This window comes from Sphingomonas hominis, from assembly GCF_013328205.1.
Lineage (GTDB): Bacteria > Pseudomonadota > Alphaproteobacteria > Sphingomonadales > Sphingomonadaceae > Sphingomonas > Sphingomonas hominis.
The window spans coordinates 242,566-268,079 of sequence record NZ_JABULH010000001.1 but is presented as its reverse complement, the minus strand read 5'-3'; the positions used below and the strand labels follow the sequence as shown (position 1 = coordinate 268,079).

The window sequence follows — 25,514 nt, the reverse complement described above, 5'->3', positions numbered from 1 at the left end:
CCGATCGCCCCCGCTACACCGCCGCGCCATGCGTCGCCGCCTGCTTCTCCTGCTCGCCCTGCTGATCGCGCTCGGTGCCGCGGCGTTCGCACTGGCCGTGTGGAACGCCCGCGCCGACCCGGTCGTGCGTCGCGCGACCATTGGCCTCGCCGATTGGCCCGCCGGTGCCGCGCCGATCCGCATCGCGGTGATGAGCGACATTCACATCGGCAGCCTGGCGATGGACGAAGCGCGGCTGGCGCGCATCGTCGCGCAGGTGAACGCGCTCCGCCCCGATCTCGTGCTGATCGCGGGCGATTTCATCAACGGCTACGGTGCCGAGGATGCGTTGGAGGTCCAGGCGCCGCTCACCCGCGCATTGTCGCAACTGCGCGCGCCGATGGGAGTCGTCGCGGTGCCGGGCAATCACGACCACGGCACCAGCATCGCCGTGGTCACCACCGCGCTGGAGCGTGCGGGCATCACGGTGCTCGCCAATCACGCAGTGCGGCGCGGTCCGTTGGCGATCGGCGGGGTCGACGACGATTACAGCGGCGCGGACGATCTGCCGGCGACCGCGGCGGAACTCGCGCGGATCGGTGGTGCGGCGCTGCTGCTCACCCACTCGCCCGATCTGGCGACCAAGCTGCCGCCGCGCGCGCCGTTCATGATCGCGGGTCACACGCATTGCGGGCAGGTGCAATTGCCGCTGATCGGGCCGCCGTTCCTGCCCGTCCGCACGCACCGCCGCTATTTGTGCGGGATCGTCGAGGATCGCGGCCACCGCGTGCTGGTGACCGCGGGGCTCGGCACCAGCGACCTGCCGATCCGCTGGCGCGCGCCGCCCGACGTCTGGTTGCTGACGCTCGGCCCCGACCGCGGAGCGCCGCGCGTCAATCGACCGCGTTCTTGACCGCCTTGCCCGTCACCAGCGCGACGATCAGGAAGATCGCGAACAACGCCAGCGCGACGAAGAACAAGATCTTGGCGATGCCGACGAACGCGCCGCCAATGCCGCCGAAGCCGAGCAGACCGAGCACCAGCCCGATAACGAGAAACGTGAGTGCGAGCTTGAGCATGGTTCAGCTCCTTCGATTCAGGCAGACGGCGCGCTGCTCATAGCGAGCGCGCCGCATAACGGCTCAACCCTTGCGGCTTGCCTCGAACAGGAACCAGGCGCGCTCCTCGGCCTGGTCGATCCAATCGTCCGCCAGGCTGGACGTCGCGGTATCGTTGGCTTCCTCGGCCTTCTCGCGCGCGCGGCGCAGTGCCTCGACGAGCTTGAGATTATCCTCGCGCAACTCGGCCAGCATGTCGTCGGGCGATACGAAATCGCGGTCGTTGTCGGCCACGCCCTGACGCCGCGCGATGTCGCCGATCGAGCGCAACGTGGTGTTGCCGGTCTTGCGCACGCGCTCGGCTATCGCATCGGTCACGCCCAGAATCTGCGCCGCCTGATCGTCGAGCATCAGGTGGTAATCGCGGAAATGCGGGCCGGAGACGTGCCAGTGGAAGTTCTTCGTCTTGAGATAGATGGCGAAACAATCCGCCAGCGCGACGTTCAGCGCGTCGGCCGCAGTCATCGTGTCGTTGCGGGCGAGGTCGGTCGGGGTAGCGAGCTTGGGGTCGATGTCGGCCACGGCGCGTTTGTCTCCGTTAATGCGATGATTTCGCGGGCACAACGAAGCGTCGGGTGATTGGCTCCACACCGCGCGCCCTGCTCACGACGGCGGCTGCGCGCGAACAACGCCGCTACTTGCCTCACATCGCCGACCTCACGCTCGTCGATCAACGCGTCGCTAAATCAAACGCAGCGCGTTCAGCCCGGTCACTACCCCAGCGATGAGCAGGATCGCCGATGCCGCGATCCGCAACGCTTTCAGCGGCAGCCGCAGCCACGCCGCCTCGCCCAGCGCCACCGCCACGACGTTGACCGCCGTGCCGCCGATCACCGCGCCGACCATCGCCGCCCATGGCAACGTGCTTCGCCCCGCGAGCGCCGCGACGACGAACTGCATCCGGTCGCCGAACGCCATGATCGCCAGCCCCGCGATGCTGGTAAAGGCGGGGCCGGTCCGCCACCCGTCCAGCGCGTCGGGCCGCTTGAACCGGAACCCCGTCCCAGCGCCCGCCAGCATCAGCGCCAACGCCAACAGCAGCAACCGCGCCTCCGGCGTCAGCAGCGCGGTCACCGCGAGTCCCGCCGCCACCCCGATCGCGTAGTTGAACGAAAGCGCCAGCACCGCCGCCAGCACCACCAGCGCCGGCGAACGGAACCGATCGGCGAAGATCGCCGCCAGCCACGGTGTCTTGTCGGATATCTGACAGATCGCGCCCAGCACGATCGCCGCCATCAACGCGTCCACTCAGCGATCCGCGTGCGTCACGCCGCGAACCGCACCTGACACGCCGCGGCGAACGTGTCGGACGCCGCCGCGTCCTGCCGCTCGCTGGAGATCGCCTCGCTCAGCATCGCCAGCCACCCGTGCACGATCGGTCCATGGTCGCCGCGCGCTACCGCACGCTCCAGTTGCTGCGCGACCACCAGCGCGGGCAGCATCCCGTGCGCCTTTGCGAGCCGGCGGATCTGGTCGACCTCGCCCGCCAACCGCGCCGGACCGCCGCGCCATTCGATCGCCGCCACGCGCCGCGTCAGATCGGCCTTGATCGCCGCGATCCCTTGCGCTCCCTGCTGTTCGACGCTCATGTCCGCTCTCCTGCCCCTCGCGCACAGCTTGCCTCCGCCAGGGTTAACGCACGGCTAAAAGCAACGCCTTGTCGAGCGCGCCTTGACTTACGGTCACGAATCCGTCATTCGCCCCTCCCAGACGCGGCAAGGCAGCCCAGCGGGCACGCCTCGCCGCTTTTTGTTTTCTATTCGTGCACAGGATACGGTCATGGCAAAGCCGACCACCGTCAAGATCAAGCTCGTCAGCTCGGCCGACACCGGGTTCTTCTACGTGACCAAGAAGAATCCGCGCACCCAGACCGAGAAGCTCTCCTTCCGCAAGTACGACCCCGTCGTGCGCAAGCACGTCGACTTCAAGGAAGCCAAGATCAAGTAATCCGCCCCGGCGGCCACGCGCCGCCCACGCGATTACCTCCGGGTTCCAAAACCGCGGTGGAGCGATCCACCGCGGTTTTTGTCGTACGCACAAAGAGCCCCCCCCTCTGGGGAGAGGGTTGGGTGAGGGGCCGATCTGGGCGTTGCTCTCTGTGAGACACATACCCCACCCTCTCCCCGGCGGGATGAGGGAGCAACTAAACCAACGCCCCCACCGCCTGCATGAACCGCGCGAGGCTGATCGGCTTCGCCACATACGCATCCGCCCCCGCCGCGCGGATCCGCTCCTCGTCCTCGCGCCCCGAATAAGCGGTCACCGCCATGATCGGGATGTGCCGCAGCGCCTCGTCCGCCTTCAATTCCAGGATCAGCTCGTATCCCGTCACGTGCGGCATCTGGATGTCCATGATGATCAGCTCGGGCATCACCTCGCGCGCGCGCGCCACCGCCTCGCGCCCGTCGCGCACCGCCTCGGCCGCGAAGTCGTGCGCGCGCAACAGGTCGCAGAACAGCTTCAGGTTCAGTTCGTTGTCCTCGACAACGAGCACCCTTTTTGCCACGCGATCATTCATCCCCATCGAACCGTTCGAGAGATAGGCAATGCGTGAGCCGCTGACAAATAGGAACGCGGCCGATCCCGACGCCGCCGCCGCACTGGCGCTGTCCGCGCTCGCCTGGGTCCTGTCGGACGACGACCGCGCCGGGCGGCTGCTGACGCTGACCGGCCTGGCTCCCGGCGACCTGCGCGAGCGATTGGGCGAGCCCGCGGTGCTCGCCGCGGTCCTCACCTATCTCGAAAGCTACGAACCCGATCTGATCGCCTGCGCGCACGAGCTCGATGTCCGCCCCGAGACACTGGTCGCCGCGCGCGCGACGCTGGAGCATCCATGACCCGTCCCCTGCTCATCACCGACTGCGACGAGGTCCTCGTCCACATGGTCCGCCACTTCGCCGACTGGCTCGGCGAGGCGCACGAGGTCGACTTCACCTTCGGCTCGTGGGAACTGGCGAAGAACATGCGCCGCCGCTCGGGCGAGGCACTCAGCCAGGAGGAGATGTACGGCTTCCTCCACGGCTTCTTTCCCGAACAGATGCACCGCCAGACGATCGTCCCGCACGCGCGTGAGGCGATCGCGGCGCTCGGGCGTCAAGCCGACGTCGTCATCCTCACCAACCTGCAACAGCAATGCCAGACGCACCGCGTCGAACAGCTCGCCGCCTTCGGGATCGAGCACCGCGTCGTCTGCAACCAGGGGGGCAAGGGCGGCCCCGTCGCCGCGCTCGTCGCCGAATACGCGCCCTCGGTTACGGTGTTCGTCGACGACCTGCCCGTCCATCACCAATCGGTCGCCGATCACGCGCCGGAGGTCTGGCGGCTCCACATGGTGTCCGAACCGCAACTCGCCGCCGGCATCGCGCCCGCGCCCGCCGCGCACGCGCGCATCGACGATTGGCAGGAGGGACAGGCGTGGATCGAGGCGCGCTTCGTCGCTGCCGAGCCAGCCCCGCCGGTCGAGGCGTTCGCCACCACTTGACCTCCCGGGTCACCGCGCCCAATCCGCAGCCCATGACCGATCAGATCGACCGCAAACTCGCCGACCTCGGGCTCGAACTGCCCCAGGCCGCCGCCCCCGTCGCCTCCTACACACCCGTCGTGGAAGCCGGCGGGCTGCTCCACATCTCGGGCCAGCTCCCCTTCAAGGACGGCCAGATCATCACCGGTCGCCTGGGCGACGATGTCAGCCTTGAAGCGGGTCAAGAGGCGGCACGCGCCTGCGGCCTGATGCTGGTGGCGCAGATCCGCCAGCACCTCGGCAACCTCGCCCACGTCAAGCGCATCGTGAAGCTCGGCGTGTTCGTCAACTCGACCCCCGATTTCACCGATCAGCCCAAGGTCGCGAACGGCGCGTCCGACCTGATGACCGCCTTGTTCGGCGACGCCGGCAAGCACGCCCGCTCCGCCGTCGGCGTCGCGGTCCTCCCGCTCGGCGCCGCGGTCGAGGTCGACGCCATCGTCGAGATCGAACGCTCGCTGTAAGCTGCCTACTCCCTCGCGAGGGAGAGAAACGGTCAGCCAGACCGATGCTCCCCTCCCTGACAGGGAGGGGCCGGGGGTGGGTCGGTTGCGCACGAAGCGTCCGCGAGGATCGCGCACCACCCGTCGACCCGGAGCACTCACCCTCCCGTCATCCCGGGCTCGACCCGGGATCTCCGCTTCTTCTCGTTCGATGCTCAACAAAGCGGGACCCCGGATCAAGTCCGGGGTGACGAAGAAGTAGTTCGGCTGGCGTAGTCGGCACCCGATGAGGAAGCCGGCTCTCGCGCCATGCACCCCCTACCCCTCACCCCCACCCGCCCCTATCTTGGCGCGCAATGACCGCCATCACCGCACGGATCGCCGACGGCGTCGCCCAGATTCCCGCCGCCCAGTGGGACGCCTGCGCCGGCACCGCCAATCCGTTTACCAGCCACGCGTTCCTAAAGGCGCTGGAGGACTCGGGCAGCGTCGGCGGACGCACCGGCTGGCAACCGATCCCCCTCATCGTCGACGGCGACGACGGCACGCCGATCGCGGTCGCGCCCGCTTATGCCAAGAGCCACAGCCAGGGCGAGTACGTCTTCGACCACGCCTGGGCCGATGCTTGGACCCGCGCCGGCGGTGATTACTACCCCAAGCTACAGGTCGCCGCCCCCTTCACCCCCGTCCCCGGCCCGCGCCTACTCCTGCGCGACGCGTCAGCCGCACCGTCGCTGATCGCCGCTATTGAAGCGGTGACGCAGCAACACGACCTCTCATCCGCCCACGCGACCTTCGTAGCTCTCGACCAACTCCCGCTGTTCGAGGCCGCCGGCTGGCTGATCCGCGAGGGCACGCAATTCCACTGGCAGAACGAGGGCTACGCGACCTTCGACGACTTCCTCGCCGCGCTCGCCAGCCGCAAGCGCAAGGCGATCCGCAAGGAGCGTGCGACCGCGGTCGAGGGCCTGACGATCCGCCACCTGACCGGTGCGGAGATCGGTCGGCGCGAGTGGGACGCCTTCTGGACCTTCTATCAGGACACCGGCAGCCGAAAGTGGGGCACGCCCTACCTCAAGCGCAGCTTCTTCCCGCTGCTGGGCGAGGCGATGGGCAACCGCGTTCTCCTGATCCTGGCCGAGCGCGACGGCGTCCCGATCGCGGGCGCACTCAACCTGATCGGCGACGACGCGCTTTACGGGCGCTACTGGGGCTGCACCGAGGACGTGCCCTTTCTCCATTTCGAGCTGTGCTATTACCAGGCGATCGACGCCGCGATCGCGCGGGGGTTGAAGACCGTTGAGGCAGGCGCACAGGGCGAACACAAGCTCGCGCGCGGCTATTCCCCCGTCCCCACCTGGTCGGCGCATTTCATCCCCGATCCCGGCTTTCGCCGCGCGGTCGCCGACTTCCTGGTACGCGAACGCGCCGCGGTCGAGCGTGACCAAGAGTTCCTCGGCCAGATGACCCCGTTCAAGCGCGGCTGATCGCAACAAGCTCCCTCCCTAAAAGGGAGGGGCTGGGTAGGGCCAACACGAAACTCCGCGCCGGAAGCGCCGCTTACCTCCCGATCGCCCCGCTCGCGATCAATCGCTCGCGCCGCCGCCGCATGAACTCGACGACGTAGTGCGGGATACCGAGCTCCTCATCGCTCGCGACCGGTGCCGGCACCGAATGATCGATCCGGAACAGCACCGACGCGCTCGTCGGCGAGCGCCACACCGGCACCAGCCCCGGCGCGAAGCGCGCGTCCCACTTGGGCGGACGGATCAACCATACGTAATCGAACGCATCGCGCGGCAGTCGCGCGATCGCGTAATTGACCGGCCGCCACCATTCGCCGCGGCAGCGCACCGGCGTCACGATCTGCGTCGGATCGTGCGAGTAGCCGCCGGCCTGCGTGTAGCGCACCGTCATCAACTGACCGCCCGCCATCGACCATTGGTCGTCGGTATAGGCCAGCCGCCGCTCCAACGCGATCGCGGGTAGATGCTCCAGCCGGCTCATCCGCCAGTCGTTGTGGCAATTGTGCCCAACGAACGACACCAACCGCGCGCCCACCGGCACGTGGTTCAGCGCCGCCAGTTCCTCGTCGTAATCGCGATCGAATTGCACGAAGCTGATCGTTCCGGCGACGATCCGCACCACGAAAAAGGCGAAGCCCACCGCCGCCAGTACGCTCGCGTGGCGGAACGACTGGCCAGGCTTGGGCCGGATCGCGATCACCGCGATCGCCAGCATGAACGGCGCCAGCCGCATATCGGCATAGGCCGATCCGAACACGATCCGCGGCAGCAGGATGAACACCACCAGCATGAACAGCGCCGACAGCCCCAGATGCCGCGAATAGGTGATCCGCGGATCGCGCACCGCCTTGAACAGCACCAGATAGATCACCGCCACGCTCGCGACGTCGAACCACAGCCAGCGGTCGCGCAGCGCCATCAGCACCCACATGATCTTGGTGCGCCAGTAGAAGAAGTCGGCGGTCTGCCCGGTCACGTCCGCGCCCGATCGCCACGCCACCATTAGCACCATCGGCAAGGCGAGCGGCACGCAGCCGAGGCCAGCGCGGAACCAGCTCGCCACCCAATGTCCCGACTGGCGATCCTTGCGCAGATCGTGCTGCCGGATCATCTCGGCCGAGAAGGCGAGCACCCCAAGCACGCCCCAGCCGAAGGTGTGAACCACCCACAGCAAGCACGACAGCGGCACGAACACGATCGCGCGCAATCGCAACCGCCCCAGCCGCGCCATCCGCAGCCACAAGGCGAACAGGCACAGCGCCAGCCCCATCGACAGCGCAAAATTCACGAACCCGAACTGGAACGGGTAACCGTAAGCGAGAGGCAGCGCGAACAGCGCCGTCGCTGGAATACGCCCCTGCACCTCGCGCGCGATCCACAATAGTCCCGCGACCGTCAGCGCGGGGATCGCCATCACGATCAGCTTGACCGCCGGCTCCAACCCGATGATCGGCGCCAGCGGCTCGATCAGCAGGTCGACGCCCAGATTACCGATCAGCGACCATTCGAACTTGTACCAGTCCGCCAGCCACGCGTGCGCGCCGCGGTCGAGCTGGACGCGGTAGCGCCCCATGTGCCCAGGCAGGTCGACGATCGGCGGGATATCGGGCCAGATCAGCGGCACGCACGCGATCAGCGCCGCCAGGACGACGAACCACCTAGTCTGCCACCAGTGCCGCTCCCCCGCGTTCATCGGCAACGCCTTACGGGCGACAGGCCCCCGCCCGCAAGGCTGTCGTCACCCACATGGATCGGACAAGGCGCCGTGGACAGGGGGGGGCGGGGCGATCAGCGCTCGTCCGACCGCCACGGGCACGCGATCAGCGATCGCGCCGTCCGAGCAGACGCAGCCTGAGCGCGTTCAGCTTGATGAACCCGGCGGCGTCGCGCTGGTCGTAGGCGCCCTGATCGTCCTCGAACGTCACGACCTTTTCCGAATACAGCGTGTTGGGCGACTTGCGCCCGGTGACCGACGCCAGCCCCTTGTAGAGCTTCAGCCGGACGGTCCCCGACACCTTCTCCTGGCTCAGGTCGATCGCCGCCTGCAGCATTTCGCGCTCGGGCGAGAACCAGAAGCCGTTGTAGATCAGCTCGGCATAACGCGGCATCAACTCGTCCTTGAGGTGCGCCGCCCCGCGATCGAGCGTGATTGCCTCGATCCCGCGATGTGCCTCCAGGTAGACCGTGCCGCCCGGCGTCTCGTACATCCCGCGCGACTTCATGCCGACGAAGCGGTTCTCGACCAGATCGAGCCGCCCGATGCCGTGCTTGCGCCCTAGCTCGTTCAGCGCCTCCAGCAGCGTCGCCGGCGACATGCGCTCACCGTTCAGCGCGACGCCGTCGCCGCGCTCGAACTCGATCTCGATCGTCTCCGGCGTATCAGGCGCGTCCTCCGGGTTAACCGTGCGCGAGTAAACGTAATCGGGCACCTCGTCCCACGGATCCTCCAGCACCAGCCCCTCGGACGAGGTGTGGAGCAGATTGGCGTCGGTCGAGAACGGCGCTTCGCCGCGCTTGTTGTGCGGGATCGGCACCTGCCGCGCTTCGGCCCATTCGATCAGCTTGGTGCGGCTGTTCAGATCCCACTCGCGCCACGGCGCGATCACCTTGATGTCGGGGTCGAGCGCATAGGCCGACAATTCGAACCGCACCTGGTCGTTGCCTTTGCCGGTCGCGCCGTGGGCCACCGCGTCCGCGCCCGTCTCGCGCGCGATCTCGATCAACCGCTTGGAAATCAACGGCCGCGCGATCGAGGTGCCGAGCAGGTACAGTCCCTCATATTGCGCGTTCGCCCGCATCATCGGGAACACGAAATCGCGCACGAACTCCTCGCGCAGATCGTCGATGTAGATGTGCTCAGGTCTGACCCCCATCAGCTCGGCCTTGGCGCGCGCGGGCTCCAACTCCTCGCCCTGCCCCAGGTCGGCGGTAAAGGTCACCACCTCGCAGCCATAGGTTTCCTGCAACCATTTCAGGATCACGCTGGTGTCCAACCCGCCGGAATAAGCGAGAACGACCTTCTTGATCTCATCGGACATGCGTGAACGGCTCCTGGGAAACGAATTGGCGCGCACCTATGCGCGTGCGTTCCGGCGTGCAACCGTCAAGGCGCCCGCGAGGGTCCGCACAATCGTCGCGCACGCACGAGATAAATGAACGCCGGGTACGGCTTCCCACTAGACAGCAAGTAACCCTACCATCCCGTCCTGTCATGGCTGCTCCGGGTCGCGGGCGTCGATGAAGCCGTTACTCGTTCGCTCTGCCCCAGCTAAGCAGCGTCATAGCGCTCTCGCCCCGATTCAACTCACCGTCATTTCGGACGTGGTCCAGGATCCCGCTTCCCTCGTCTGCCTTCTCCATGGAGTTAGACCCTTCGATCGGGCCGAGAGTGGCGGGAGAACGTACCTCAAGCTGGTCGCAAACCGCTCCTATCCTTGCGACCTTGCCGCAATGCACGTGCCTCATCCCGCCCTCGCCGCGTTGAACCCCGCATCACCGCTCGCGTTCATCCGCGGTACAAGCTTCCAGCGCCAACACGGCGCCCGTTTTCCGTGGAAAGATCCAGACACCGTGCTCAGCAACTGCGCCCTGCTCCTCCTCGCCCTCGCTGCCCCGACGCTCGCCGTGACGCAGGTCGCGCCCGCCGCCGCGCAGGAAACCCGCCGCAGCGCCGAAACCAAGCTTGATGGCGAGTTCGCCGCGTCCGACACCAATAAGGACGGCTTCCTCAGCCAGGCCGAAATCCAGGCGCGCATGAGCCGCATGAAGGTTTCCGGCGGCAAGACGCTCGACCCCGCACAGGCGAAGAAGATCGCGACCCTGTTCATCGCCCGCGCCGACACCAACAAGGACGGCAAGGTCAGCGAAGCGGAATCGCAGGCGCTGATGAGCAACGTGTTCGCGCGTTACGACCTCAACAAGGACGGCCGCGTCGACGGCCAAGAAGCCGCTGCCGCCCGCGCCGCAGCCCGCGGCGCCACGACCAAGAGCGGCCCGCCTGCCGGGCGGTGAGGCACAAACGGCAGTGACGTCAGGGAACGACGCTGCCGCCTCGCATTCGGCCTGACTGTCTCGTGCGCGGGTGGCGCTGTATCAGAGGCACGCCGACGTCAGCTCGTGGCGAGCGACGCGTCGATGATTTGTCGGAGATCCGACAGGACCTCCGACATCTGGTTCGACAGGTTGCGCACCTCGTCCGCCACCACCGCGAAACTGCGTCCCTCGCTGCCCATCCGCGCGGCCTCGATGCTAGCATTAAGGGCGACGATCCGGTTGTGCGCCGAGATGCTCGCCACTCGTTGCAACATTGTGCCCGCCTGCGTCGTCAACCGCACGCGGCGTTCGCTGACCCGCTCCAGGTCGCGCGCGTCGGTGACATCGACGAAGGTCAGAACCGAGGCTCCGTTATCTACCGGGTTGAAGGTGATCTCGAATGTTTTGCCGTCATCGAAATGATGATCGAACCGCTTGGGCACACCCTGCTGGCGCCATGAGCGGTGATTGTCGATCACGTGCGTCGTCCGCTCTAGCGACCAGCCGACCGTCGCGCCGACGCATCGCAGATAGTCAGCTAGGCTCGACCCGGCGGTGACCAGCGTTTCGGCAAAACCGAAAATCTGACTGACGTGCGCGTTGATCAGCCGGATCGTCTCGTGGCGATCATACATCACCATGCCGTGACGCATGTTCGCCATCACCAGCTCGATCTGCGCCGTGGGCGTCATCTACCGCGTCACTCGTTCGACTTATAACCTAGATTACTTCGTGCAGCCTTTCCGCGTCGCTGACAAGCCGTGAAGCGGCGCACGTCGGATGCGGATACGCCGGCGGCGGCATGGTTGCGTCTCACCCCCGCAACCCCCGCTCCCCTTCAACCATGTAATCGCGCGTCAGCGGCAGCGCTTCGCGGTCGCGGGTGAATTGGATCTGGAAATTGACCAGCGGCCCGTTGGTGAACGACACGATCGCACCCGCCAGATAATAGGTCCACATGGCGTAAAACCGCTCGTCGTAGAGCGCGACGATCGCATCGCGGTTCGCCACCGTCCGCGCATACCAGTCGCGCAGCGTGAAGGCGTAATGCAGCCGCAGCACCTCCACGTCGCTGACGAACCAGCGGATGTAGTTGTTCGCGTCCAGCACCTCCGACAGCGCCGGAATATAGCCGCCCGGGAAGATATACTTGTCGGTGAACTGGTCGGTGAACCCCGGCCCGTCCGCGCGTCCGATCGTGTGCAGTAGCATCACGCCCGTGGGGGTGAGCAGGTCGCGGCATTTCTCCAGATAGGTGCGGAAGTTGCGTGACCCCACATGCTCGAACATGCCGACCGACACGATGCGGTCGAACGTCTGGTCTAGCGCGCGATAGTCGATCAACTGGAACTTGACCTTGTCCGCGAGGCCCGCTTCTTGGGCGCGGGCGCGCGCCACCTTCAACTGCTCCTCCGACAGGGTGATGCCCAGCACTTCGGCGCCCGTTTTCGCGTGGATGTACAGCGCCATCCCGCCCCAGCCGCAGCCGATGTCGAGCACCCGCATCCCCGGCTGAACCGCGAGCTTGGCGACGATATGCGCCTTCTTGTCCGCCTGCGCCTGCTCGAGCGTGTTGTCGCGCTCGGTGTAGTAAGCGCAGCTGTACTGTTTGTCGGCGTCGAGGAAGAGGTCGTACAGCCGGTCGGACAGATCGTAATGGTGCGCGACGTTCTTCTTCGATTCCAGCGCCTTGTTGAGCCTCAGGAAGCGGTGGCGGAACACGCCCTTGATCGTGCGCCAGCGGTTCGCGCCCAGGTGGTTCGCGCCATTCTCCCAGCGTGAATTGGCGGTGGCGAGCGTCAGCAGGTCGAGGATGTCGCCCTGCTGCAACGTCACGCGCCCGTCCATGAACGCTTCCGCCAGCCCCAGCGCCGGGTCGGCCAGGATCGCGCGGTACACGTCGCGCGAGTGGATCGTGAACGTAACGGGCTTCAACTCCGCGTCGGGCGCGCCGAACCGGGTGCTGGAGCCGTCGGGTTTGATAAGGGTCAGGTCGCCGCGACGGATCGCGCGGCGGAGGAAAACGTCGATCAATGCCATGCTGCGGCTGCTAACGGATGGTCGCCCGCGACACCAGCAACGCAGGTGAAACGGTCAAATTCCGGCATACCAATCGTAATCGACGTTATCTTCCCAATAACCGCCCCGCCCCTTGCCGATCCCGGCCAGACTATCGACTGCGTTGATTTTCATCAGATATTTCGCGTGCTTGTATCCCAATTGCCGCTCGACCCGCAGCCGGCACGGCGCGCCATGCCCGACATCGAGGAAACGGTCGTTCAACGCCCAGGCGAGGATCGTTTGCGGGTGGAACGCGTCAACCATGTCGACCGACTCGTAATAAGGCGCGCCGCCGTACAGGTCCGCACAGGTGAACACGACGTAGCGCGCGGCGCCCCGCACCCCCGCCTGTTTCAGCACATCGCCAAGCTTCGGCCCCTGCCATTTGCCGATCGCGCTCCACCCCTCGACGCAATCGTGCCGCGTGATCTGCGCACGCTGCGGAAACTGACCCAGGTCGCTGAGCGACAGCGACAACGGCCGCGCCACCAGCCCGTCGACCTGCAACCGCCAGTCGGCGAAACGCCCGGCGCGAAGCGCGTGGTACGCCGCCGTCCCCGGATCACGCGTCCCGTTGGTGCGGAAGTACGGCGAGCGCTGGTCGGCCGAGAACTCGGGCGCCAGCGCGTCACGGTTCATCAGCGCGCGCTGCAACCCGCGCTGCATGTCCTCGCCCCTGAAGATGATGTCGCGCACCTGCGGCTGCGCGATCACGCGGTCGCACCCCGACAGCAGCAGCCCCGCGCCACCGCCCGCCAGTGCACCGATCAGTCCACGACGCCGGATCATCGCCCCACCTCCTGCGCCTTGGCAGCACCCGCAGGCGTCTCCGCGCGCGCGTCCGCCATCGTCCCCTCGATCCGCCACTTGCCCGAAATCATCGACCATAATTCGCGCCGCCACCCAGCCAGGATGACGAGCACCAGATGCACCACCACGAATGCGGTGATCGCCGCCATCGTGATAAAATGGATCGACCGCGCCGATTGCCGCCCGCCGAACACGTCGAGCAACCACGGCCACGCCGCGTTCATTCCCGGCGACAGCGCGATGCCGGTCAGGATCACCAGCGGCAGCGCGACGAACACGACCCCTGCATAGGACAGTTTCTGCAACGGATTATACGCACCCGGATGCGCCTCGTCGTGGAACCGGAATTGCAGATGCGCGCGCACGTCGGCGGCGAGATGCGCCGGGCTCAAATCCTTCGCCCGCAGCCGCAAGTCACGCTGGAAATGCCGATTGATCAGGCTCGCGATCATGTAGCCGAGCAGTCCGAAAGCGAGCACCAGTGCGAAGAACAGGTGCCAACGCCTGGAAATCGCCAGATTGTAGCTCTGCGGTATCGTGATCCACGCCGGAAAGCGCGGCAATGTCGCCCACGCCGGATCGAAGTTCGCCCCGTACCGCCCCCAGTACAGCCTGGGGTGCGCGTTGCTGATCCCCAGCCCCGATCCGATCAGCACGAAGATCGCGACCGCGTTGATCCAGTGCCACACGCGCGTGGCGAGCGAGTGGCGCCGGATGATGACAGGATCCTTGATCGGCGTTGCGTCCATATTCAACCCATATCAGTTAACGCGCGCATGACCGAATGGCATTTCTACGAACCTGCGAACGGCCACGGCCTGCCGCACGATCCCCTGAACGCGATCGTAGCACCACGCCCGATCGGCTGGATCGGCAGCGTCTCGGCCGCGGGCATCCGCAACTTGGCACCCTACAGCTTCTTCAACCTGCTCAACTACCGTCCGCCGATCCTCGCCTTCTCCTCAAACGGCTGGAAAGACTCGGTCGCCAACATCAAGGAAACGCGCGAGTTCACCTGGAACCTCGCCACCCGCCCACTCGCCGAACAGATGAACGCCAGCGCCGCAACGGTGGCGGGCGAGGTCGATGAGTTCACGCTCGCCGGCCTTGAGGTTGCACCCTCCAACACAATCGCAGCGCCGCGCGTCGCGCTCAGCCCCGCCTCGTTCGAATGCGTCCTCACGCAATTGGTCCAGCTCGAGACGCGTGAGCACGAGCTGGTCGACACCTGGCTCGTCATCGGAGAGGTCGTCGGCATCCACATCGACCGCGCGATGTTGGACAACGGCATCTATCAAACCGCCCGCGCCCACCCGATCCTACGCGGCGGCGGCCCCGCCGATTACTTCGAGATCACTGAAGCGGCTAGATTCGCGATGAAACGTCCCGGCTGAGCGGAGCCAAATTCCCTCTCCCCTTCCGGGGAGAGGGAGGGAGCGGCGCAGCCGCGGAAGGGTGAGGGGCCGCCCGGAAGCGCCCGCTCCCCTCACCCATAAGCCCGCCAGAAGAACACCGCCGCCGTCACCCCCGTCACCGCCAGCGTCCACACCCTCACCGCGCGCTCGGGCAGCCGCCGCCCGACAAGCGCCCCGCCCCAACCGCCGACCACCGCCCCCACCAGCATCGGCACGCAATACCGCCACTCGACCATGCCGAAGCCCACGAACACCACCGCCGCCGCCGCATTCGCCACCGCCAGCATCAGCGTGCGCGGCGCGAACATCGCGCGCGGCGTAATGCTCGCCAGCAGGCCGTAGGTCGCGGTCGTCATCAACCCCACGCCGCCGCCGAAATAACCGCCGTAGACGCCCAGCAGCGCTTGTGCGACCAGCAGCGTCCGCGTCCCAATCGTCACCCGCTTGGCCAACCACGCCGACGCGCCGCGCCCAAACGCCAGCACCACGAAGGCGTAGAGCACCAGCCAGGGCACGATCGCGTCGAACGTGCGCCCCGGCGTCACCACCAGCAACCAGCTGCCCACCAGCCCGCCAACAAAGGTGATCGCCGCCAGCAACCGGTGGTCGACACCACCGACCGGCCCCAACTCGCCACGGAACGCCCAGGCGCTCGTCGCCGCACCCGGCAGCAGCGCGACGTTGGAGGTCGCATTGGCGATGTTCGCCGGCACCCCCACCGCCAGCAACGCCGGCAGCGTCGCGAACGTGCCGCCCCCCGCCAACGCATTCATCGCGCCGCCCGCCACCCCTGCGAGCGCGACCAGCGCCAGCGTCGTCACGTCCATCGCTCATGCTCCCGCGCACCAGCCCCGCCGCTTGCCCGCGCACCCGAGCGCTGTCGAGTGTGCCCGCCGACTGCACCGACGTTCACGCACACGACACGCGTCGCATACGGCTAGACAGTTCCCGACCATGTCACCTTCGTCATCCCGGACTTGATCCGGGATCCCGCTGCCTTGTGCCTTGTCTAAGAAGCGGGACCCCGGATCAGGTCCGGGGTGACGGAAGAGTCAACCGACACCCGCCGCCCGTCACCTACTGACGCGCCGCATCCTCCAGCCCGTCGAGCACCGCCTCGGGCGACACGTCCTGCTTGATCTCGTCCAGCTCGCCATGCGCGTCGGGGTCGATCCCCATGTGCCGCGCCATCCGGTCGACCAACCCGATCAGCCGCGTCAATTCGTGCTCCGCCAACAGGTTGATCTGCAGGTCGAGGTCGGACTGTTTCGCCGCCGCGCTCATCATCCGGTTCTGGCTGATCAGCACGAAGGTCGACAGAAAGATCGCCTCGACGCTCGCCTCCATCGCGAGCATCACGAAACTCGGATCGAACGGCCTAATGCCCGGCACCGCGCCCACATTGACCGCGATCCACGTGCCGTAGGCGACCGCGTGGATCGCGACGAACGTCATGCTGCCTGCGAACGCGGTGATGCGATCCGACACCCGCTCGGACCAGCCCGCCTCCGCCTCCTCGCGCGCGCGCCGCTCGCGCATCCGCTCGATATTGCGCTTCAGCACCGACCCCATACGGGGAGGCTCGGGCGCAGGGTGGGTCAAGGCAGCGTCGCTCATCCGCCCGATCTAGGGCTGCTGTCCGGGTGACACCACCAACCCACGCTAAGCCGATGCGTAAATACCGCGCGGTTTACGGTCACCGATGCGCCGGGCACATCCGCCACCGGTCTGCCGCCTCCGCGGTGGGCGCACAGACCGCCGCCTCAGCCCGCCGTGACCAGCTCTGCCGCCGCTTCACGGTCCAACTGCGCGCGGCTCTTCTTCTCCGCCGCGGTCTTCAACTGCCCGCACGCCGCGTCGATGTCGCGGCCGCGCGGGGTGCGCACCGGCGCCGAGATGCCGCCCGCGAACACGATGTCGCTGAACGCCCGCACGCGCTCGGGCGTCGAGCATTCGTACGCCGCACCCGGCCACGGGTTGAACGGGATCAGATTGACCTTGGCCGGCAGCTTGTAGTGCTTGAGCAAGCGGACCAGCTCGTGCGCGTGCGCGTCGCTGTCGTTCTTGTCGCGGAGCATCACATACTCGAACGTGATCCGCCGCGCGTTGTTGGCGCCGGGATAGTCCGCGCACGCCTGCAACAACTCCTCGATGCCGTATTTGCGGTTCAAGGGCACGATCTCGTCGCGAATCTCCTTGGTCACCGCATGGAGCGACACCGCCAGATTGACCCCGATCTCCGCCCCCGCGCGCGCCATCATCGGCACCACGCCGCTCGTCGACAAGGTGATCCGCCGCTTCGACAGCGCCAGTCCATCGCCATCCATCACGACGGAAAGCGCATCGCGCACGTTGTCGAAATTATACAACGGCTCGCCCATCCCCATCATCACGATGTTGGTCAGCATTCGCCCCTCGGGCTGGCTCGGCCATTCGCCCAGCGCATCGCGCGCCAGCATCACCTGCCCGACGATCTCGCCTGCCGTGAGATTCCGCACCAGCCGCATCGTGCCGGTGTGGCAAAAGGTGCAGTTGAGCGTGCACCCCACCTGGCTCGACACGCACAAGGTGCCGCGATCAGCGTCGGGGATGAACACCGCCTCGTAATCCTGCCCGTCGGGCGAGCGCAGCAACCACTTGCGCGTCCCGTCCGACGACACCTGCGCCTCGACCACCTCCGGCCGCCCGACGACGAAGCGCGCCTCCAGCCACGGATGCTGCGCCTTGGCGATGTCGGTCATCGCCGAGAACTCGGTCGCACCCCGATTGTAGATCCAATGCCAGATCTGCTTCGATCGCAGCTTCGCCTGCCGCGGCTCCATGCCCGCGCCGAGCAACGCCTCGCGCAACTCCGCCTTGTTCAACCCGACGAGATCGACCCGCCCATCCTCCCGCGGCGCCACCGCCCGCGGCACGGGCACAGGGTCGATGTGCCCGGCAATGGGCATGATGGCAGCAGCGATCTCAGGCATGCGCGCGTATATAGCCGATCCGTCGAGGTTTTTCCACTCACGCCGCCGCAGCCGCGCGCCTGCCTAGCCGACCCGCTCCACCCGCCACTTGCGCCACGCCTGTACCGCGCTCATCCCCATCAGGCCGACCGCCGCGACGAGCCACAACGCGGACCAGCCGTGCACGCCGTCGTCGCCCCATGCTCGCGATCCCAACACCAGCGCGAACACCGGACTCAGCGCCAAATTGCCCCATGTCACCTGCGACAGGTTCTTGCGCCGCGCCGCTCCCCGGTCGAGCGCGGGCAAGCTCGGCACCCGCAGCGCGAGCGCGCGCTCGGGCCGACGCCACGCCCACAGGTGCAACAAGGTCAGAAATCCGATCAGCACAATTGTGGCCGCGATTGTCACACCTTTGTGCGGTTCCTCGAACAAGGCCACCATCGCGCCGACCACGACCACCACACCCAGGATCGCCGCCCAGAAGATCCGACGCCATTCGCGCCGATGCGCAGCAACGAACGCGTCGCGCTCGGCCACGCTGACCAGATAGCCCGCACCAACCTGATTGCGTCGGTACAAAAAGCCGCTGCCCTCAGGCGTGAACTGCGCGGCAAACAGATCGATCAGCCGCTTCGAATGGTCACTCCCGAACATGGTGCACAGCGTAGCGCATCGCGCCCTTCTGCCAAGCGCTTGCGCTGCTCAACGCCCTCCGCCACGATGCCGACCGAGGACCGCCGCACCGGCGACACGAAATCGGGGAAGATCATCATGCGCCGGCCACTCGCCACTGCGTCGCTCGCCGCCGCGCTATTCGCCGTTGCCATGCCGATCGCACTCGCCGCCCCGCCCGCCGCCGCGCAGGTGAGAAGCCCGCTCGATCTCACCACCGATCCGGCCGACAAGGCCGTCATGGCCGAGGCCGCCGCCGCGGTCGCCGATCGCCCACCCAGCCTCGCCAAGCTCGACGCCGTGCTCGCCAAGCTACCCCGCCCCACGCCCTTGCGCGGCATGATCCAGTCGACGCGCGCCACGCTGCTCATCGCCCAGCCCGACAGCAAGCCCGCGGTCGCCGCGATCGACGAAGCGCTACGTCTGCTGCCCGATCATCCGGTGCCCAAGATGATCGCGACCGAGGTGTTCACCTTTTCCGGTGCGCCGCAACGCGCCGCCGACCTATGGCTCGCGCTCAGCCAGCAGGCACCCGCCCTCGCACGCGGAAGCCAACGCTATACCATGATGGCGCTGGTTGGACGATTGCGCGACATCGGCGACCGCGCCCGCGCCGATCGCGTCTCGGCACGGCTAGGCGAGATCGGGTTCGCCGCCGCGCTCGCCCCCGAACGGTCGAGCTACGCCACCGCGCAGATCCGCGACGCAATGCGCGCCGGCCGCACCACCGACGCGATCACCGCCGTTCCCACGGTCGGCGACCCCGACGACCTCGTCGCGATGTTCATCGACAAGCGCTACGCCGCGCTCTGGCCGCGGATCACCGAATGGTCGGGCGGCAGCTTCGATGCGCCCGCGCGCCGTTATCTCGAAGAACTGCGCTCCGACTGGGCCGCCGCCGACGATTTCCAGACCGCGACACCCTATGCGCGCGAACTGGCGGGCAGGCAGGCCTATGACGCGGTCGTTGCGTTGTTCCTGCCCATGTTCGACCAAGCGCCTTCCGTAGGCTTTGCGCAGGGCGCCGACACGCTCGCCCCGCTTGTTGCACGCGCGCTCACCGCTACCGGGCGCGCGGCCGAGGGGCAGGCGCTGCTCGCGCGCGTCGCGGGCACGCTTTCGCCGGAGGCGGGCGCCAATGCGCTCAACATTGATGCCGCTTATCTGACGCTCGCGGCCCTGAACGGCGATTGGGCGCAGGCGGTGACCCGCGCCGACACCTTCCTCACCCGCGCCCGCACCTTCGGCAGCGCCGTCAACACCGGTGCGATGATCGGCGTCCAATCGTATCGAGCCTGCGCGCTCCACCAACTCGGCCGTACCGCGGAGGCCGAACGCACCAAGGCGGAGGTGATGCTCGCTGCCGTCACCAACCCGTCGCGCGTGGCCAACATGCTCGCGTGCATGAACGACGCCGCCGCGCTCCGCACGCTCTTGGTCGCCCGGCTCGCCGACGAGAATACGCGGCCCTGGGCGCTCAACTACGTGCAACCCTTTACCCGCGACACCCACTTCGCGCTCGATCGCCTGACCGACCCGGTTCACGAGGCGGTGCGTACCAGTCCGGAGGTCGTCGCCGCCGCGACCACAGTCGGTCGCATCCTCCCCGCTCCGATCGGCGGCACGCTGCCGACCGGGTTCGAACCTTATCGCACCCCACCCTCGGGCAAGCCGCTCGGCAAGGACGCGGTGTGATGCGCTCGGACCCCGCGTTTGGCCGAGCCAGACGCGCGGCCAATGCGGATCTTGCGCCCACCGCGCTGACAATATCGCGCAGCGCGATCCTGTTGGCGCTGACCCTCACCGCTTGCTCGACCCACGACCGGGCCTTGAAGGAAGAGGTGGCACGCTTCTGCAACATATCGCCGCGCGCGATCACCTTATGGGAGGTGCAACGCGATCCGAACACGCGCGAGCCGATCGCGATCGCCTCCTCCGGCGACCACAATGATTGCGTGGAGGATTGGAAGTCCGCGAAAGGCATCATGACCAAACATTATTGAACCCAATCCAGCGCCCGTTGGCCACCGCTGCTAGCAGGGATCCACCGTCGTCCGGATCCCTGCACGCCACACGCGAGCCGCCCTGGCCCTCCGAAACTTATCGAGCCAGGGCGCGCCTCCGTTCCACCGCCGTCACCTCACCACTCAACGCCGATCTTGCCGAAATGGCTCGCCCCCGCCTCATACGCGAACGCGTCGGCCAGTTCGGTCATCTTGAACCGGCGGTCGATCACCGGCTTGATGCCGTTCGCCTCGATCGCGCGAACGAAGTCCTGCTGCTCGCGCCGGCTGCCGACGATCAGCCCCTGCAACCGCGCCTGCTTGCCCATAAGCGCCGCGGTCGGCACCTCGCCGCCGATGCCGGTCAGCACGCCGATCAGCGAAATGTGCCCGCCGACGCGCACCGCCTCGATCGACTGCGCCAGCGTGCCCGGTCCGCCGACCTCGACCACGTGATCGACCCCGCGCCCGTCCGCCCACTCATACACCCGCGCGCCCCAATCCTCGTGCGTGCGATAGTTGAGCGTGAAATCGGCCCCCAGCTCGGTCGCGCGCGCCAGCTTCTCGTCCGACGACGAGGTGATGGCGACCACCGCCCCCATCGCATGCGCGATCTGCAACGCCCAGATCGACACGCCGCCGGTGCCGAGCAGCAGCACGCGGTCGCCCGCCTTCAACTTGCCGTCGACCACCAGCGCGCGCCACGCGGTCAGCCCCGCGGTGGTGATCGCCGCCGCCTCGACCGCGTCATAACCGGCCGGCGCGCGCGTGAAGGCGCTCGCGGGCAGCACCACATGCTCCTGCGCGAAGCCGTCGATCCCGTCGCCCGGCGTGCGGCTGAAATCGCCGATCGTCGGCGCACCGTCCTGCCAATCGGGGAAGAAGCATGACACCACGCAGTCGCCTGGCGCGAACTCGGTCACACCCTCGCCTACCGCCTCGACCACGCCCGCGCCGTCCGACAAGGGCACGCGGCCGGGCGAACTCGGCATCGCGCCCGTCGCCACGCCCAGATCGTGGTAATTGAGCGAGCTGCCCTCGATCCGCACCCGGATCATCCCCGCGCCCGGCTGTCCCGGATCGGCGCGCTCCGCCTGCGTCAGTCCGTCGAGCCCCGGCGTATCGCCCAGCACCATTACCTTCATCGCACGATCTCCTTTGCCGCGCCCAACGCACGACAATCGCGACTTCTCCGCGGTTTAGCGCCCGCCGTCACACGATTGACCCGATCCTCGGCTCGTCCGATCGACGCGCCAACATGCGGCCGGCCGCCGCGCTCGCGCGATGTCCGACCTGAAAGCCGCGCACCGTCGCTACCAGAGCGCCGAGCCGACCGCGCTATCTCGCCCGCGCGCTCAATCCGCCCCGCGAGTCATCCGCGTGACCACACCCGCGTCCGCAACATAGGCCGCATCTACCTCGTCCAGGAACAGCCCATGCCCCAGCGCGCCCGGCACCGCGTCGATCGCCGCCGCGAGCGCACGCGGATCGTCGATCCGGCCGAACCGCGCGTCGAGGATCAGATTGCCATTGTCAGTCCCGCCCTCCCGCACCGCGACCGCCGCCGCGCCCAGCGCCTCCAGCCGCGCGGTCACGAAGCTGCGCGCGAACGGCAGCACCTCGACCGGCAGCTTCGCCGCGCCGATCGCGTCCACCCGCTTCGTGCCATCAGCGATCACCACCATCCGGTCGGACGCCGCCGCCACCACCTTCTCGCGCAGCATCGCCCCGCCCGCACCCTTGATCGCGTACAGCCGCGCGTCGACCTCGTCCGCACCGTCGATCGTCAGATCCACCAGCGACACGCCCGCGAAGTCGCGCACAATGATCCCTTGGCCCTCCGCCGCGCGCGCGCTCGCAATGCTGGTCGCGACCGCCTCGATCCTGAGCCCCGCGCGCACCCGCTCGCCCAGCGCCGCGATCAGGAACGCGACCGTCGATCCCGTCCCCAGCCCGACGAGCATCCCGTCTCGCACCTCGTCCAGCGCTGCCTCGGCCGCCAGCCTCTTGTCATCGTCCGCCATGCCGCCCTCGACGCGACAGCCGCGGCAACGTTCCCGGCTTCACCGATATGCCGGCTCCTCCCACCACGGATAGAAGTCGGGCATGTCCGCGCTAACCCGATCGGGATAGGCGGGCGCGCGCTTCTCCAGGAAGCTCGTCACCCCCTCGCGCGCGTCGCCCGATCGCCCGCGCGACAGGATTGCGCGGCTGTCGACGCGGTGCGCCTCCATCGGATGTTGATAGCCGAGCCCCCGCCACATCATCTGCCGCGTTAGCGCGACCGACACCGGCGCGGTATTGTCCGCGATCTCGCGCGCGATTGTCGTGGCGCGCGCCAGTAGCGCATCCGCCGGCACCACCTCCCGCACCAGCCCGCCCGCCTTCGCCTCGGCGGCGTCGAACACCCGGCCCGAGTAACACCATTCCAGCGCTTGGCTGATGCCCACGACGCGCGGCAGGAAATAGGACGACGCCGCCTCCGGCACGATCCCTCGGCGCGCGAACACGAAACCGAACCGCGCCGCCTCGCTCGCCAAGCGAATGTCCATCGGCAGCGCCATCGTCGCGCCGATCCCCACCGCCGCACCGTTGATCGCCGCGATCACGGGTTTGAGGCATTGAAAAATGCGCAAGGTCAGCCGCCCGCCCCCGTCGCGCGCGCGTTCGACACCGTAGCGCAACTCACCATCCGGCCCGACCGGCGAGTCCGCGCCCGCATCGGCATAATCGAACGTCCCCGCCCCGCTCGACAGGTCGGCTCCGGCGCAGAACGCCCGCCCCGCACCGGTCACGATCACCACACGCACGTCGTCGTCCGCGTCGACCCGGTCGAACGCCGCGATCATCTCCGCCATCATCTGTGACGTGAAGGCGTTGAGCTTGTCGGGTCGCGACAAGGTGATCGTCGCCACCCCGTCCACCACCGCGTAACCGATCTGCTCGAAGTCCATCGCCGCTCTCCCTCGCGTCCGGGTCAGCATAACAGCAGTTATGCTGTGCGGCGCAACGGCTTTTCGCGCGCGATCAGGGCAGCAACACCGTCTGCCGAAACGGTCCCGCGTTCGCCGCGGCGTGCGCCACCGCCTCGTTCGCCTGCTCGAGCGGAAATCCGGACACCGCCCAATGGTCGAGGTTGACCAACCCAGCGCGGATCAGCCCAATCAGGCCCGGGATCGCCGCCGTGTCGTACATCCATTGCCCGCGCACCGTGATCAGGTTGCGCATAATCCACGGATACGGCAGCGACAGCTCCTCGCCGCCCATCATCCCCACGCCTCCCATCAGCACCGCGCGTCCGCCCTGGCGCAGCGTCATGATCGCCGCGCGCGCGACGCCCGCCTCAGCCGACGGCGGCAGGAAATCCTGTACCGCGTCGATCCCCGCCGGGGCCGCCGCCTGCATCGCCGCGGTGTCGGCGGCACGATCCCCCGTCAGCACGACCGGGACCAGCCGCTCGCCGAACCGTTGTCGCAGGTCGCCTAGCACGCGCGTATTGCGCCCCGGCGCGACGACGCAGCGCGCCCCCATCCCGAGCGCGAGCGCGACCGTCGCCGACCCGAAATTGCCCGTCGCCCCGCTCACCAGCAACGTCTCGCCGGCGCGGAACTCCATTGCCAGCAATCCGCCATACGCCACCAGCAGCGTCGTCGCCGCGCACCAACGCCCCGCCTCGTCCGGCTCGATGTCGCCGATCGGCGCGGCATTCTCGGTCGGCAGGCGCATCTGCTCGGCGAAGCTGCCGTTGCGGTGATAACGTTGCAGCAACTGCCCGCCCGCGCCGCGCGCGCTCGCCCCCTGCAAGGTGATGTCCGGCGTGACGCCCCCGTCGCGCGATCGGACGGTCGGATCGCACAACACCCAGTCCCCCACCTGCAGCCGCGTCGCGTCAGGCCCGACGCGGCGCACCCGCCCGATCGCGCCCGCACCCGGCACGACCGGCGTCGGCAGCAGATAGCCGCGCGCGCCGCTCATCACCTCCGCGGTATAGGACAGCACCGGCGCGGCGACGACGTCGACCACCACCTCGCCGGTGCCGATCACCGGATCGGCGACGTCCTCGACGTGCAACGTCTCGCCGAACGCATTCAGAACAGCAGCCCGCACACCCGATCTCCCTCATCGTCTCGGGCAACAGATAACGAGCCGCTGGGCGGCAGGAAGGAACGGGCTTATACTGGTAGCCGGTACCACCACGCTGGAGCATGCGTCATGCCGGGCAATCACGCGCTGGGTGAATTCCTGCGCTCGCGCCGCACGCGGCTTCCACCGAGCGACGCGGCGCGCACGCGCCGCCGCACGCCCGGCCTGAAGCGCGAGGAGGTGGCGCAACGCGCCGGCATCAGCGTCGAATGGTATGTGAAACTCGAACAAGGCCGCGGGGTCTCGCCCTCCCCCGGCACGGTCGACGCGCTCGCCCGCGCGCTCATGCTCGACCCGGCGGAAACCACGCACCTGCGCGCGCTCGCCGACACCGCACCGTCCCGCACCTTCGATCGCGAGGTCGTCCCCGATCTGCTGCGCGCGCTCGTCGCAGGGATGGCCGAACCCGCCTATGTCACCGGGCGGCGCTTCGACGTGCTCGCCTGGAACGCGGCGGCGAGCGCGCTGTTCGGCGATTTCGCGCACCTCGCCGACGACGATCGCAACATCCTGCACTGGATGCTGACCAACCCCGCCGCCCTCACGCTGTTCGGCGACGGCTGGTCCGACGAGGCGCGCCGCGTCGTTGACCTGTTCCGCGTCAGCCACGACCTGTGGCGCGGCGATCCCGCCTTCACCGCGCTGGTCGCGCGCGTTCGCGCCGCTTCGCCATCGTTCGCTTCGTGGTGGGACGACCACAACATTCGCGCGCCGCGCTCAGGCATCAAACGGCTTCACCACCCGGTGCTCGGGCCGGTGTCATACGCGCACGCCAGTTTTCAGGCCAACGACGACCCGTCGCTCCGCCTCACCATCTACACGCGCGCATGAGACACCC

Annotated in this window: 30 protein-coding genes; 11 read left to right on the top strand and 19 right to left on the bottom strand. The window is 67.8% G+C overall.

Translation table 11 applies throughout. The annotated features are described in order from the left end of the window. The first annotated feature begins 28 nt into the window (after positions 1-28). Positions 29-892, top strand: coding sequence for a metallophosphoesterase (locus tag HRV97_RS01395; RefSeq protein WP_174191914.1), 864 nt, complete (start codon positions 29-31; stop codon positions 890-892). Here HRV97_RS01395 and HRV97_RS01390 read toward each other — a convergent pair. The 4 genes from HRV97_RS01390 to HRV97_RS01375 form a co-directional block, all read right to left on the bottom strand. Then, the gene (locus tag HRV97_RS01390; protein ID WP_174191913.1) at positions 873-1,058 is read right to left on the bottom strand and encodes a DUF1328 family protein; all 186 of its coding nucleotides are present in this window, start codon (positions 1,056-1,058) and stop codon (positions 873-875) included. The genes HRV97_RS01395 and HRV97_RS01390 overlap by 20 nt on opposite strands. 63 nt (positions 1,059-1,121) lie before the next feature. Further along, entirely contained in the window at positions 1,122-1,562 is a 441-nt protein-coding gene (locus HRV97_RS01385; protein WP_174192591.1) for a Dps family protein, read from the bottom strand. A 216-nt stretch (positions 1,563-1,778) separates the two neighbouring features. After that, a complete protein-coding gene (locus tag HRV97_RS01380; RefSeq protein WP_174191912.1) occupies positions 1,779-2,345 on the bottom strand; it encodes a TMEM165/GDT1 family protein in 567 nt (188 codons plus the stop codon). 17 nt (positions 2,346-2,362) lie between these two features. Beyond that, complete coding sequence (locus tag HRV97_RS01375) at positions 2,363-2,686, bottom strand: hypothetical protein (RefSeq protein WP_174191911.1); 324 nt, start codon at positions 2,684-2,686, stop codon at positions 2,363-2,365. A gap of 190 nt (positions 2,687-2,876) precedes the next feature. Between HRV97_RS01375 and rpmG the strand changes: the two genes are divergently transcribed. Then, positions 2,877-3,044: a 50S ribosomal protein L33 gene (gene rpmG / locus HRV97_RS01370; RefSeq protein ID WP_019516727.1), complete on the top strand. Its 168-nt coding sequence runs from the start codon at positions 2,877-2,879 to the stop codon at positions 3,042-3,044. Between the two features lie 196 nt (positions 3,045-3,240). On the opposite strand, the gene HRV97_RS01365 is transcribed toward rpmG, so the two are convergent. Then, on the bottom strand, positions 3,241-3,603 hold the full coding sequence (locus HRV97_RS01365; protein ID WP_174191910.1) for a response regulator: 363 nt from the start codon (positions 3,601-3,603) through the stop codon (positions 3,241-3,243). A gap of 40 nt (positions 3,604-3,643) precedes the next feature. Between HRV97_RS01365 and HRV97_RS01360 the strand changes: the two genes are divergently transcribed. The 4 genes from HRV97_RS01360 (at position 3,644) to HRV97_RS01345 (ending at position 6,547) form a co-directional block, all read left to right on the top strand. Further along, on the top strand, positions 3,644-3,934 hold the full coding sequence (locus tag HRV97_RS01360; protein ID WP_174191909.1) for a DUF3572 domain-containing protein: 291 nt from the start codon (positions 3,644-3,646) through the stop codon (positions 3,932-3,934). Beyond that, positions 3,931-4,578 carry an HAD family hydrolase gene (locus HRV97_RS01355; RefSeq protein ID WP_174191908.1) on the top strand — a complete coding sequence of 216 codons (648 nt, stop codon included), beginning with the start codon at positions 3,931-3,933 and terminating at the stop codon, positions 4,576-4,578. Before HRV97_RS01360 ends, HRV97_RS01355 begins: the two co-directional genes overlap by 4 nt. Positions 4,579-4,610: 32 nt before the next feature. Continuing rightward, positions 4,611-5,081, top strand: a complete 471-nt coding sequence (locus HRV97_RS01350; RefSeq protein WP_174191907.1) for a RidA family protein — start codon at positions 4,611-4,613, stop codon at positions 5,079-5,081. A 335-nt stretch (positions 5,082-5,416) separates the two neighbouring features. Beyond that, positions 5,417-6,547 (top strand): GNAT family N-acetyltransferase, encoded by a 1,131-nt coding sequence (locus tag HRV97_RS01345; protein ID WP_174191906.1) that lies wholly within the window; start codon positions 5,417-5,419, stop codon positions 6,545-6,547. Positions 6,548-6,620: 73 nt separating this feature from the next. Here HRV97_RS01345 and HRV97_RS01340 read toward each other — a convergent pair whose 3' ends face one another. Both HRV97_RS01340 and HRV97_RS01335 read right to left on the bottom strand, forming a co-directional pair. After that, positions 6,621-8,279 carry a hypothetical protein gene (locus tag HRV97_RS01340; RefSeq protein WP_174191905.1) on the bottom strand — a complete coding sequence of 553 codons (1,659 nt, stop codon included), beginning with the start codon at positions 8,277-8,279 and terminating at the stop codon, positions 6,621-6,623. Positions 8,280-8,406: 127 nt separating this feature from the next. After that, a complete protein-coding gene (locus tag HRV97_RS01335) occupies positions 8,407-9,624 on the bottom strand; it encodes an argininosuccinate synthase (RefSeq protein WP_174191904.1) in 1,218 nt (405 codons plus the stop codon). A gap of 418 nt (positions 9,625-10,042) precedes the next feature. Here HRV97_RS01335 and HRV97_RS01330 point away from each other — a divergent pair, with 418 nt between their 5' ends. Beyond that, entirely contained in the window at positions 10,043-10,597 is a 555-nt protein-coding gene (locus HRV97_RS01330; RefSeq protein WP_174191903.1) for an EF-hand domain-containing protein, read from the top strand. 98 nt (positions 10,598-10,695) lie between these two features. Here HRV97_RS01330 and HRV97_RS01325 read toward each other — a convergent pair whose 3' ends face one another. The 4 genes from HRV97_RS01325 to HRV97_RS01310 form a co-directional block, all read right to left on the bottom strand. Continuing rightward, the gene (locus HRV97_RS01325) at positions 10,696-11,310 is read right to left on the bottom strand and encodes a PAS-domain containing protein (RefSeq protein ID WP_174191902.1); all 615 of its coding nucleotides are present in this window, start codon (positions 11,308-11,310) and stop codon (positions 10,696-10,698) included. 121 nt (positions 11,311-11,431) lie between these two features. Further along, positions 11,432-12,658 (bottom strand): SAM-dependent methyltransferase, encoded by a 1,227-nt coding sequence (locus tag HRV97_RS01320; protein WP_174191901.1) that lies wholly within the window; start codon positions 12,656-12,658, stop codon positions 11,432-11,434. A gap of 54 nt (positions 12,659-12,712) precedes the next feature. Next, entirely contained in the window at positions 12,713-13,468 is a 756-nt protein-coding gene (locus HRV97_RS01315; RefSeq protein ID WP_174191900.1) for a molybdopterin-dependent oxidoreductase, read from the bottom strand. Beyond that, positions 13,465-14,238, bottom strand: coding sequence for a cytochrome b/b6 domain-containing protein (locus tag HRV97_RS01310; RefSeq protein ID WP_174191899.1), 774 nt, complete (start codon positions 14,236-14,238; stop codon positions 13,465-13,467). Before HRV97_RS01310 ends, HRV97_RS01315 begins: the two co-directional genes overlap by 4 nt. Before the next feature lie 27 nt (positions 14,239-14,265). Here HRV97_RS01310 and HRV97_RS01305 point away from each other — a divergent pair, with 27 nt between their 5' ends. After that, positions 14,266-14,883: a flavin reductase family protein gene (locus tag HRV97_RS01305; RefSeq protein WP_174191898.1), complete on the top strand. Its 618-nt coding sequence runs from the start codon at positions 14,266-14,268 to the stop codon at positions 14,881-14,883. Positions 14,884-14,975: 92 nt separating this feature from the next. On the opposite strand, the gene HRV97_RS01300 is transcribed toward HRV97_RS01305, so the two are convergent. From HRV97_RS01300 to HRV97_RS01285, 4 genes are all read right to left on the bottom strand, one after another. Beyond that, the gene (locus tag HRV97_RS01300; RefSeq protein WP_174191897.1) at positions 14,976-15,731 is read right to left on the bottom strand and encodes a sulfite exporter TauE/SafE family protein; all 756 of its coding nucleotides are present in this window, start codon (positions 15,729-15,731) and stop codon (positions 14,976-14,978) included. A 250-nt stretch (positions 15,732-15,981) separates the two neighbouring features. Continuing rightward, positions 15,982-16,521 carry a DUF1003 domain-containing protein gene (locus HRV97_RS01295; protein WP_174191896.1) on the bottom strand — a complete coding sequence of 180 codons (540 nt, stop codon included), beginning with the start codon at positions 16,519-16,521 and terminating at the stop codon, positions 15,982-15,984. Positions 16,522-16,667: 146 nt separating this feature from the next. After that, complete coding sequence (gene rlmN / locus HRV97_RS01290) at positions 16,668-17,876, bottom strand: dual-specificity RNA methyltransferase RlmN (protein WP_174191895.1); 1,209 nt, start codon at positions 17,874-17,876, stop codon at positions 16,668-16,670. A gap of 63 nt (positions 17,877-17,939) precedes the next feature. Continuing rightward, positions 17,940-18,512 carry a hypothetical protein gene (locus HRV97_RS01285; protein ID WP_174191894.1) on the bottom strand — a complete coding sequence of 191 codons (573 nt, stop codon included), beginning with the start codon at positions 18,510-18,512 and terminating at the stop codon, positions 17,940-17,942. 66 nt (positions 18,513-18,578) lie between these two features. Here HRV97_RS01285 and HRV97_RS01280 point away from each other — a divergent pair, with 66 nt between their 5' ends. Further along, on the top strand, positions 18,579-20,225 hold the full coding sequence (locus HRV97_RS01280) for a hypothetical protein (RefSeq protein WP_174191893.1): 1,647 nt from the start codon (positions 18,579-18,581) through the stop codon (positions 20,223-20,225). Continuing rightward, positions 20,225-20,533, top strand: a complete 309-nt coding sequence (locus HRV97_RS01275) for a hypothetical protein (RefSeq protein ID WP_174191892.1) — start codon at positions 20,225-20,227, stop codon at positions 20,531-20,533. Before HRV97_RS01280 ends, HRV97_RS01275 begins: the two co-directional genes overlap by 1 nt. A gap of 137 nt (positions 20,534-20,670) precedes the next feature. Here the strand turns inward: HRV97_RS01275 and HRV97_RS01270 are convergent, their stop codons facing one another. From HRV97_RS01270 to HRV97_RS01255, 4 genes are all read right to left on the bottom strand, one after another. After that, positions 20,671-21,678, bottom strand: coding sequence for a zinc-dependent alcohol dehydrogenase family protein (locus tag HRV97_RS01270; RefSeq protein WP_174191891.1), 1,008 nt, complete (start codon positions 21,676-21,678; stop codon positions 20,671-20,673). Positions 21,679-21,888: 210 nt separating this feature from the next. Next, the gene (gene rpiA, locus HRV97_RS01265) at positions 21,889-22,557 is read right to left on the bottom strand and encodes a ribose-5-phosphate isomerase RpiA (protein ID WP_174191890.1); all 669 of its coding nucleotides are present in this window, start codon (positions 22,555-22,557) and stop codon (positions 21,889-21,891) included. Positions 22,558-22,596: 39 nt separating this feature from the next. Then, the gene (locus HRV97_RS01260) at positions 22,597-23,487 is read right to left on the bottom strand and encodes a crotonase/enoyl-CoA hydratase family protein (protein ID WP_174191889.1); all 891 of its coding nucleotides are present in this window, start codon (positions 23,485-23,487) and stop codon (positions 22,597-22,599) included. Positions 23,488-23,560: 73 nt separating this feature from the next. Continuing rightward, positions 23,561-24,640 carry an alcohol dehydrogenase catalytic domain-containing protein gene (locus HRV97_RS01255; RefSeq protein ID WP_174191888.1) on the bottom strand — a complete coding sequence of 360 codons (1,080 nt, stop codon included), beginning with the start codon at positions 24,638-24,640 and terminating at the stop codon, positions 23,561-23,563. A 105-nt stretch (positions 24,641-24,745) separates the two neighbouring features. Between HRV97_RS01255 and HRV97_RS01250 the strand changes: the two genes are divergently transcribed. Beyond that, entirely contained in the window at positions 24,746-25,507 is a 762-nt protein-coding gene (locus HRV97_RS01250; protein WP_174191887.1) for a helix-turn-helix transcriptional regulator, read from the top strand. Positions 25,508-25,514: the final 7 nt, after the last annotated feature.